The organism is Archangium sp., from assembly GCF_036388035.1.
Lineage (GTDB): Bacteria > Myxococcota > Myxococcia > Myxococcales > Myxococcaceae > Archangium.
Genome location: NZ_DASVSO010000995.1, coordinates 1 through 8969, shown reverse-complemented (window position 1 = coordinate 8969; position 8969 = coordinate 1). Strand labels below are relative to the sequence as shown.

Sequence of the window (8969 nt, the reverse complement as noted above, 5' to 3'; positions counted from 1 at the left end):
AGGAGATGTCGTAGACCACGCGACCCTTGGACGGCGCGACGCTGAGGATGTCCACCCGGCCCTTCTTGGACACCTGCCGCAGGAACAAGTCGAAGGTCCCCGCGAGCGACTCCGGGAAGGTGCCCGTGCGCAGCAGCTCCGACGGGAAGTCTTCCAGCACCATCTGGACATGGCCCCTGTCCGCCGCTTCCCGGCGGGGGTGGTACACGAGCTTCCCGCAGTCCCGGAACGCCTGCTGCCACGCATAGGTGGACCACTTGAGCAGGGCCTGGGGCGTCAGGCCGAAGAGCCGGATGGCCCCATCGAAGAACGACCGCAGCAAGGGGTAGGCCAGCATGCGGTCCGAGACGCCCGCGAAGAAGTCGCGGAAGCCCGGGTCCCCCAGCGTCTGGTGCAGGGCGTCCGACAGCTTGATGTTCTCCTGGAGGGAGACCCAGCCCAGCCGGGGCGTGGACTCGATGAGCGAGAGCAGCTCCGGCGGGACGGCGGCGAACGCCCTGCGCTGCTTGTCGGCCGGCAGGCTCCGGGCCGCCTCGAGGATCATCCTGGCCATGAAGCCGCGAATGGCAGGGGGCATGGTGGGCCCATCCTCCCATGAACGGAGGCCCACGCGGGGAGCGCTAGCGGACGAGGCGCAGCGCGCGGTAGCCCGGGACCTCCGCGGCGCGCGCGCGGACCTCGAACCAGTTGTCGTGGTACGGGTGGCGCCCGCGCACGAGCTGCCAGAGCGAGGAGAGCGCGTAGAGGGGGAGGAACAGCGGACCGAAGACGAGGGTCTGCAGGACGTGCGCGCGCTCATGGCGCACCAGCCGGACCTTTTTCGGGCCATCCTCCCCGGCGTACGTCACCACCGCGCCGAGGGTGAAGGCGGTGATGTGGAAGTGGCGCACGTACCAGGCGAGCGGCCCCCCGGGCTGCACGACGAAGTGGAGGATGTACTCCTCGTCCACCGAGTCGAGGCGCGCGAAGAGCATGGCGAGCAGCAGACCCAGCGCGGTCACTGGGAATGCCCAGAGGTAGCCGACGAGCCAGAGCACCTTCCTCATGGCTCCATGATGCCAGCCCTCCGCGCGGGTTCGCCCGCCCAACCCTCCGGACCTGTCTTCCATCGTCCACCATCCGCCACGGGTAGCGGCTTCCGGACAGGTGACGCCGGGAGCGACTCGTCCCGGGGAGGGGGTCATGCGTAACTCAGGGCCCATGGCTTCAGGCGAAGAGACCCCTTCCTCCTCCTCGGAGCCGACCCTGGCCCGCACCATGGGCCTGGGGGCGCTGACGGTCTACGGCGTGGGGGACATGCTCGGGGCGGGCATCTACGGGTTGATTGGCAAGGCGGCGGGCGTCATGGGCAACGCCGTCTGGCTGGCCTTCGTCATGTCCATGCTCGTCGCCCTGCTGACGGGCCTGAGCTACGCCAACATCGGCTCCCGCTACCCCCGCGCGGCGGGCGCGCCCTATGTCGCCCACCGCGCCTTCCGGGCGCCCTTCATCTCCTACCTCATCGGCCTGGGCGTGGCGGCCTCGGGCCTGACGTCCATGGCCACCGGCGCTCGCATCATCGCCGGCTACGTGCAGACCCTGGGCGTGCGGTGGCCCACCGAGCTGCTCGTCATCGCCTTCCTGGCGCTGCTCACGCTCGTCGTCTTCCGAGGCATGCGCGAGAGCACGTGGATGAACATCCTCTGCACGACGGTGGAGCTCTCCGGGCTGCTCATCGTCATCGCCGTGGGCGTGGGCTCCTGGGGCTCGGTCGACTACCTGGAGACGCCACCTCCCGCGGCGCAGGGGGACGCGGCGGCGGGCCTCACCGTGGGTCTGCTGCTCCAGGGCGCCGTGCTGACGTTCTTCTCCTTCATCGGCTTCGAGGACATCCTCAACGTCGCCGAGGAGGTGAAGCGACCGCGCACCACGCTGCCCCTGGGGCTGCTGCTCGCCCTGGTGATCGCCACGGTGCTCTACATCCTGGTGGCGATCACCGCGGTGTCGGTGCTGCCCTACCGCGAGCTGAGCCAGTCCAAGGCCGCGCTGGTGGACGTGGTGCGCAAGGCCGCGCCCGCCTTTCCGCCCCTCCTCTTCACGGCCATCAGCATCTTCGCGGTCGCCAACACGGCGCTGCTCAACTACGTCATGGGCTCCCGGCTGCTGTACGGCATGTCCCGGCAGGGGCTCCTCCCGGCGCGGCTGGGCCGGGTCCACCCCGTCCGTCGCACGCCCCATGTGGCCATCCTCGTGCTGGGGGTGCTCGTGCTGGCCCTGGCGCTGGCGGGGGACATCCGCCAGCTCGCCGATGCCACGTCGCTGCTGCTGCTGGGCGCGTTCGTGGTGGTGAATGGCTCGCTCCTCGTCCTGAAGCTTCGCCCGGGCGAGCCACGGGGCGCCTTCGAGGTGCCGGTGGGTGTCCCGGCCGTCGGTGCGCTGGTGTGCCTGGTGATGATTGGCGGCAGGGTGCTCGGCCATGAGGCGGATGTGCGCGCGCCCCTCATCGCGGGCGGCATCCTCGTGGGCATCGCCCTGCTGTACGTCCTCCAGCGGCCGAAGTACGTGGTGTTGGAGGAGGAGCCGGAGCGCCCCTAGACAGGCCGCCTGGTTTCCAGGCCTGGAGCCGGCGCACACGGTGGGGGCGCGTTATAGATTTTTCCCGATGACCGCCTCCCTGGAACAACCCTTTGCCTCCACCGAGACCGAGACGGTGGAGGCCCTCGTCTCACTGCTCCGGGGCCGCCGCCTCGTGGTGCTCACGGGGGCCGGGTGCAGCACCGAGTCGGGCATCCCCGACTACCGGGGGCCCGGTACGCGCGCCCGGGCCCGCAACCCCATCCAGCACCGGGAGTTCCTCACCAAACCCGAGGTGCGGGCGCGCTACTGGGCTCGAAGCCTGCTCGGCTGGCCCCGCTTCTCGTCGGCCCGCCCGAACGCGGCGCACCAGGCGCTCGCGGCCATGGAGCGTGAGGGGCGCGTGCTCGGCCTCATCACCCAGAACGTGGACCGCCTGCACCACGCCGCCGGCAGCCAGCGCGTCATCGAGCTGCACGGGGCACTCGCCCGGGTGCGCTGTCTGGAGTGTGAGGCGGTCGAGCTCCGGACGGAGCTGCAGGAGCGCCTGCTCGCGCTCAACCCCGGCTTCGCGGAGCGGAGCGCCGAGCCGCGGCCCGATGGGGATTCGGAGCTGCCGCTCGAGGCGGTGCGCTCCTTCCAGGTCGCCGGCTGCACCCGCTGCGGCGGGACGCTGAAGCCGGATGTGGTGTTCTTCGGCGACAACGTGCCTCCCCCCACCGTGGAGGCGGCCTTCTCGTTGCTGGAGCAGGGGGACGCGCTGCTGGTGGTGGGCTCGTCCCTGGCCATCTACTCGGGCTTCCGCTTCCTCCAGCGGGCCGCGGACCGGCACCTGCCCATTGGCGTCGTCAACATCGGCGAGTGCCGGGGCGTGGAGTTGGTGGACGTGCGCGTGGAGGCTCGCGCGGGCGAGGTGCTCCCCCGGCTCGCGGCGGCGCTCGCCAACGGCTGAGTTGGGTTGTGCGGCGCGGCGCTCCGGTCCAATCTCCCGGAGCCCCAGCGCCTCGAGAGGAGCGCATGCCCGCCGTCATCCGCCCCGCCACCCCCGAGGACCTGCCGGCGCTGGCCACCGCGCTGGCGCCGCTCCCGCTCTTCAAGGCCTATGGACTGGACGCCACGGCCCTGGCGGCCCGCTTCCGCGGCGCGCTGGAGCGAGGGGAGGGGTTGCTCATGGCCACCGACGAGCGCGGCCCGGTGGGCGTGTGCTGGTTTCTCACCCGGGGCACCTTCGGCACGGGCGCCTACCTGCGCACGCTCGCCATTCGGGAGGACAGCCACGGCTCGGGCCTGGGCGCCCAGCTCCTCGCGGCCTACGAGGCCGGGTGTGGAGACCCGCCCGGAGGCTTCTTCCTGCTCACCTCGGACTTCAACGAGGGCGCGCAGCGCTTCTACCAGCGGCACGGGTACCGGCAGGTGGGGCAGCTTCCGGGCTTCGCCGTCCCGGGTGTCTCCGAGCTCGTCTTCTGGAAGCCGCGCGTCAGGGGATGACTTCCGCCACCACGGGGCGCTCGGGCTCCAGGGTGGGCTGACACGTGGGCCAGCTCGTGTCCTCGAGCAGCGTCCCCACCGTGACGAGCTCGAAGCCGCGCTTGCGCAGCCCCTCGAGCATGTCCGGCAGCGCCTCGGCGGTGGCGAAGCGCTTGTGGTTCATGTGCAGCACCACGATGCCCCCGGGCTCGCCCTCCTCACCACCCAGTCCACCAGTCGCTTCGCGGTGACCATGTCGTCCGGGTCGCCCGAGGGCAGATCGTAGTTGATGGTGGTGAGCGCCGCCTGGGAGGCGAGCCAGGCAACGCGCGTGTCCACCTCGCCGAACGGCGGGCGGAAGTACTTGGGGATGCGGCCCGTCAGCTCGTACAAAATCCGCTGTGTTTTCTGCAGCTCCTCCAGCACCTTCCGGTCATCCTTCACCTGGGGCATGTGGGGATGCGAGAAGGTGTGGTTGCCGAACTCGAAGTTCGGGTACTGCGCGAGCTCCTGGACGTGCCTGGGGTTGGCCAGGGCCCAGCCGCCGCCGATGGAGACCAACGGGCCATGGACGCGGGAGATATAGCGCGGATGGCCCCTGCCGGGTTGGGTGTGCAACGAGCAGTGCACCCATGTGACGGGCCGTGCGGCACCCGAGGCGGAGATTGATGGACTCCTCGAATCCGGGTGCTTCCACCGCACCGGCCGAGGGGCTTGACTCGTGGCCCGCTCTGGCTCAGGCGAACAGCGTGAGGCTGAGCGACAGGTCCTGGTGGACGTTGCCCAGGCCCGGGATGTGGCCCTGCTCGCCGAAGGTACACAGGCCGAGCACGGGCACGCCCGGCAGCAGCCGCGAGAAGGTCCGCAGGCCCTCGTCGATGCGCGGCCCCAGCGCGCCCGCGCACCCGGCGCAGAAGATGAGCGTCGCGCCCTTCACGTCCCGCGTCGTCAGGTTGCCGTGCGCCAGCGCCGCGTCGATGAGGTGCGCCACCTCGGCCACGAGACCCTCGGCGGTGCCGGTCATCAGACACACCTCGTCCTCCGGCTCGATGAGGGCGAAGACGTCCACCGCTCCCGTGTCCGCGTGGATCTGGGCCGGGTGCACCGTCACGTAGTGGGTCCGGCTGCCCACGTCCCGGCGCACGGCGATGGGCCGCAGTGCCGTCTGCGCCAGGATGTTGCCGCCCGAGCTCACCTGGTGATCGATGGCTCCCTCCAGCCAGCGTCCCAGCACCCGCGCGGCGGGCTGGCCATTGAGCGTCAGCAGGGTGCGACCCTGGGTCCTCGTGGCCCGGGCGCGCTCGCCCGTGGGGCTGTAGGGCGTGGACAGCGCCGTCCCCACCCGCCCCTCGCCGAAGATGCCCAGCAGCGACACGCCCGCGGGCACCGGGCCCTCCTGCGTGAAGACGCTCCACTGTCCGGCGATGGCATGGTCCGCGGCGCTGCCGCCCTGACACGGCACGTCCGGGCACACGCTCGCGATGCCCGTCAGCATCCCCTCCTCTTCGCCCGGCGAGGCGTTGAAGAGGATCATCCGCGGCATCTTCCCGCCGGCCTTCCGTACCAGCTCCCGCGCCGCGGCCTCACCCGCCCGGCGCCCCTCCGCCTCCTGGGAGGCGGCCACGAAGGCCGTCCCGGGTGCGCCGCCCACCAACATCACCGCCACCGCGCCGTGGCCCTCGTTGCGCACGCCGGCCGGCGTGAGGACGCCCAGCGACGTGGTCACCCCGTGCAGTGGCACTCCCGCCAACGCCTCCCGGAAGGCGGCGTGGACTCGCGTGACCTCGTAGTCCACCGTGGAGGTGATGTAGGCCGCCTGGGCGGGGACTCCTCCGAGCTGCGCCCGCGCCTGCTCCACCGCGGCCTGGACGGCCTTCACCGCATCCACGGCGTCTCCGAGCCCGACTCCAATGGCGATGGTCATGGTCCTGCCTCCGAAAGAAGGTGGGTGAGCTCCTGCAGCTCCGGGGCCGACAGGATTTGGGGAAGCACCTGCTCCAGACGCCGCAGGGCGTCGGGTGGATCCGGATCATTCGGGCCGATGCCGCGGACATTCACGCCGCTCATCATGATGAGACGTGCGACACCGAAGCCGAGTCGGCGCTTTTCGACGAAGGAGGTGATCCGACTGATCCTGTTGGCCATACGGTTTTCCCCTCACCGCGAGCGGATGGCGATCTCCGTGAGCTCCTCGTCCGTGAGCACCAGGGGGTTGGCCTTCATGCTGCTGGCCGCTTTCGCCCGAGCCACGAGCCGTGGCACCTCCGCTTCCGTCAATCCATAGCGCCCCAGGCCCGGCACGGCCAGCGCCTGGCACAGCTCCTTCACCCAGGCGATGCCCTCCTCGGCCCGCGCGTCCGCGCGGCCGGTGAGCAGCACCGCCAGCTCCTGGAAGCGGGGCAGGGCGGGGTGCGCGGGCGCCCGGGCCCGCAGCGCGCGCAGGTTCACCTCCAGCGTGGCGGGGAGCAGCGCCGCGCACACCGCGCCATGGGGCGCGTCGAACATGCCGCCCACCGGCGCCGCGAAGCCATGCACCGCCCCCAGGCCCGCGTTGGCCAGACACAGGCCCCCGAAGAGGCTCGCGAGCGCCAGGTCTTCCCGCGCCGCCGCGTCGGGCCCCTCCAGCACCGCGCGGCGCAGCGAGCGCGCCGAGCGGCCCAGGCCCTCGCGGGCCAGCGCGTCGGTGAGCGGGTTGGCGCGGGCCGAGAGGAAGGGCTCGAGGAGCTGCGAGAGCGCGTCCAGCCCGCTGGAGGCCAGCACCGCGGGCGGTACGCCCGCCAGCAGGTCGGGGTCCACGAGGGCCAGCCGGGGCAGCATGAGGGGGCTGCGCAGGCTCGCCTTCACCTGGGCCTCCTTCACCCCCAGCACCGCGTTGCGCGTCACCTCGGAGCCGGTGCCCGCCGTGGTGGGAATGGCCACCAGCGGCAGCGAGGGCTTCGTCAGCGCCTGCCCCCGCCCCACCACCTCCAGGTAGTCGAGCGGGTCTCCTCCATTGGCGGCCAGCGCGGCGATGGCCTTGCCCGCGTCCAGCGCGCTGCCTCCGCCAAACGCCACCACCGCATCGCAGGCGGTGGAAACGGCGGCGGCGGTGCCCTCCCGTGCCAGCGCCACGGTGGGCTCGCCCTCCACCGCGAAGGTGACACTGGGAAGCCCCAGCCGGGCGAGTCCCTCGCGCAGCGGCTCGGCACGCGTGGGGTCGCGACCGGTGACGAGCAGCACCTTGTGGCCACCCAGGGCCCTCACCGCCTCGGGGGCCTCGGCCAGGCGGCCCGCCCCGAAGACGATGCGCGTGGCGGTGGCGAACTCGAAGCCACTCACACCCATGTCACCACCCCGCGTCTTCGGGGAAGCGGTTGACGTACTTCCGGGAGGTGCGCGGCTCGGCCATCATCGGTGCCACGGTGTCCCGCCACGTCAGGTAGTGGGCCGTCTCCTTGTGGGCGGCCGGCGCCTGGGGCGACCTGTAGGCCTCGACGAGCACGAACCGCGTCGGATCCTCGGTGTCCTGGACGACGTCGAAGCGGGCAATGCCCGGCTCCTTTACGCTCTCACGGGCGTTGGCCAGGGTGGCCTCACGGAAGGCCTCGACCGACTCGGGCTTGACGTGGACGTGGACATGGACGACCAGCAGGCTGGTGGGCATGCCCCCAGGATACCGCCGCTGGGCATGCCACCTGGCTACGGGCTTGCGTTCAACCGGCATCCGAGCGTCCGATTTGTTATGCAGTGGCGGGAATGGGAAGACTCTTCTTCTTGGCCCTCGTGAACGTGGGCGCGTACTTCGTCCTGCGCCGGTTGTTGCCCAGCGTCCGTGAGGGGTGGCGCCGCCATGCGTTCCTCGGGATGTCGGGGCTCGCGGTGGCGGCCTTCGCCCTCCCGCTGGCGCTCGGGCTCGGCAGCCACGGCGTGCTGCCGGTGGTGGGCATGCCCCTGAAGCTCTTCGGCTCCGGCTGGTTCATCGCGACGGGGCTGGTGATGCTCCTCGGGTGGCCCCTCGCGCTCCTGCGCGGGCGTGGCGGGCGGGCCCGGGCGGGTCTGCTCCCCGCGGTACCCGTGGACAATGGAGGCCCGTCTCTCGGAGCGGCGCCAGGAGTCGACATGGGACGACGGAATCTGCTCGTTGGTGTGGGCCGTGCGTTGCCGGTGCTGGCGGCGGGGACGAGCTCCGCGGGCATCGTGGCCGGCTCCTCCGGCTTCGAGGTGCGCGAGGTGGAGGTGCGGCTGCGGGGCCTGCCTCGCGCGCTCGATGGCTTCCGGATCGGTCAGATCACGGACGTCCACGTCGGCGCGTTCATCGACGTCGAATACGTGCGCGCTTCGGTGGAGGCGATGAACGAGGCGCGGGTGGACCTCCAGGTGATGACGGGGGACCTGATCGACGACCTCGAGCAGCTCGACGGGACGATGGCGGCGCTCGAGAAGTGCCAGGCGCCACACGGGATGCTCGCCATCCTGGGCAACCACGAGCACTGGCGCGGGCTGCGGCGGATCCTCGATGCGTACGCGGCGAGCGCGCGTCGCGGGAGCCCCGTCCGCCTGTTGGTGGACGAGTCGCATGTGCTGGAGCACGCCGGGCAGCGGGTGCGCGTGGTGGGCGTGGACTACCCCATGAGCGGGCGGAGCATGAAGGTGAAGGGGGAGCGCATGCGGCGCTCGGCGGAGGTCGCCTTCCGGGGGACGTCTCCGGAAGAGGTGGTGCTGTGCCTGTCGCACCACCCGGACTTCTTCCCGCTCGCGGTGGAGCGGGGTGCCAGGCTCACGCTCGCCGGCCACACGCACGGCGGGCAGGTGGCGTTCCTCGGCATGCCGCTGTTCCGGTTCGCCTTCGACTACATGCTGGGTCGCTACCGGCGTGGAGAGAGCCAGCTCTACGTGTCGGGAGGCACGGGGCACTGGCTGCCGTTCCGGCTCGGCGTGCCGGCCGAGGTGTCCATCCTCACGCTCCGTGC

At 71.5% G+C, this 8969-nt stretch carries 12 protein-coding genes; 4 read left to right on the top strand and 8 right to left on the bottom strand.

The window, feature by feature from the left end:
* Positions 1-577, bottom strand: a 577-nt coding sequence (locus VF697_RS41210; protein ID WP_331103939.1) for a hypothetical protein, incomplete at its 3' end; no start/stop codon positions are given.
* A gap of 43 nt (positions 578-620) precedes the next feature.
* Entirely contained in the window at positions 621-1046 is a 426-nt protein-coding gene (locus VF697_RS41205) for a hypothetical protein (protein ID WP_331103938.1), read from the bottom strand.
* A gap of 154 nt (positions 1047-1200) precedes the next feature.
* Here VF697_RS41205 and VF697_RS41200 point away from each other — a divergent pair, with 154 nt between their 5' ends.
* The 3 genes from VF697_RS41200 to VF697_RS41190 all read left to right on the top strand — a co-directional run bounded on the left by VF697_RS41200 (position 1201) and on the right by VF697_RS41190 (position 4041).
* Positions 1201-2574 carry an APC family permease gene (locus tag VF697_RS41200; protein WP_331103937.1) on the top strand — a complete coding sequence of 458 codons (1374 nt, stop codon included), beginning with the start codon at positions 1201-1203 and terminating at the stop codon, positions 2572-2574.
* Between the two features lie 67 nt (positions 2575-2641).
* Positions 2642-3505: an NAD-dependent protein deacetylase gene (locus VF697_RS41195; RefSeq protein WP_331103936.1), complete on the top strand. Its 864-nt coding sequence runs from the start codon at positions 2642-2644 to the stop codon at positions 3503-3505.
* Between the two features lie 65 nt (positions 3506-3570).
* Positions 3571-4041, top strand: coding sequence for a GNAT family N-acetyltransferase (locus VF697_RS41190; protein WP_331103935.1), 471 nt, complete (start codon positions 3571-3573; stop codon positions 4039-4041).
* On the opposite strand, the gene VF697_RS41185 is transcribed toward VF697_RS41190, so the two are convergent.
* The 6 genes from VF697_RS41185 to VF697_RS41160 form a co-directional block, all read right to left on the bottom strand.
* On the bottom strand, positions 4031-4204 hold the full coding sequence (locus VF697_RS41185; protein WP_331103934.1) for a hypothetical protein: 174 nt from the start codon (positions 4202-4204) through the stop codon (positions 4031-4033). The two genes, VF697_RS41190 and VF697_RS41185, sit on opposite strands and share 11 nt — an antisense overlap.
* On the bottom strand, positions 4201-4638 hold the full coding sequence (locus tag VF697_RS41180) for a polysaccharide deacetylase family protein (RefSeq protein ID WP_331103933.1): 438 nt from the start codon (positions 4636-4638) through the stop codon (positions 4201-4203). Before VF697_RS41180 ends, VF697_RS41185 begins: the two co-directional genes overlap by 4 nt.
* 118 nt (positions 4639-4756) lie before the next feature.
* Positions 4757-5944: an FIST signal transduction protein gene (locus tag VF697_RS41175; RefSeq protein ID WP_331103932.1), complete on the bottom strand. Its 1188-nt coding sequence runs from the start codon at positions 5942-5944 to the stop codon at positions 4757-4759.
* A complete protein-coding gene (locus VF697_RS41170) occupies positions 5941-6165 on the bottom strand; it encodes a hypothetical protein (protein ID WP_331103931.1) in 225 nt (74 codons plus the stop codon). Before VF697_RS41170 ends, VF697_RS41175 begins: the two co-directional genes overlap by 4 nt.
* A gap of 12 nt (positions 6166-6177) precedes the next feature.
* Positions 6178-7344, bottom strand: coding sequence for an iron-containing alcohol dehydrogenase (locus VF697_RS41165; protein ID WP_331103930.1), 1167 nt, complete (start codon positions 7342-7344; stop codon positions 6178-6180).
* 1 nt (position 7345) lies between these two features.
* Positions 7346-7663 carry an antibiotic biosynthesis monooxygenase gene (locus VF697_RS41160; protein WP_331103929.1) on the bottom strand — a complete coding sequence of 106 codons (318 nt, stop codon included), beginning with the start codon at positions 7661-7663 and terminating at the stop codon, positions 7346-7348.
* Between the two features lie 92 nt (positions 7664-7755).
* On the opposite strand from VF697_RS41160, the gene VF697_RS41155 reads away from it, so the two are divergent.
* Positions 7756-8969: metallophosphoesterase (locus VF697_RS41155; protein WP_331103928.1), on the top strand; the 1214-nt coding region annotated here is incomplete at its 3' end.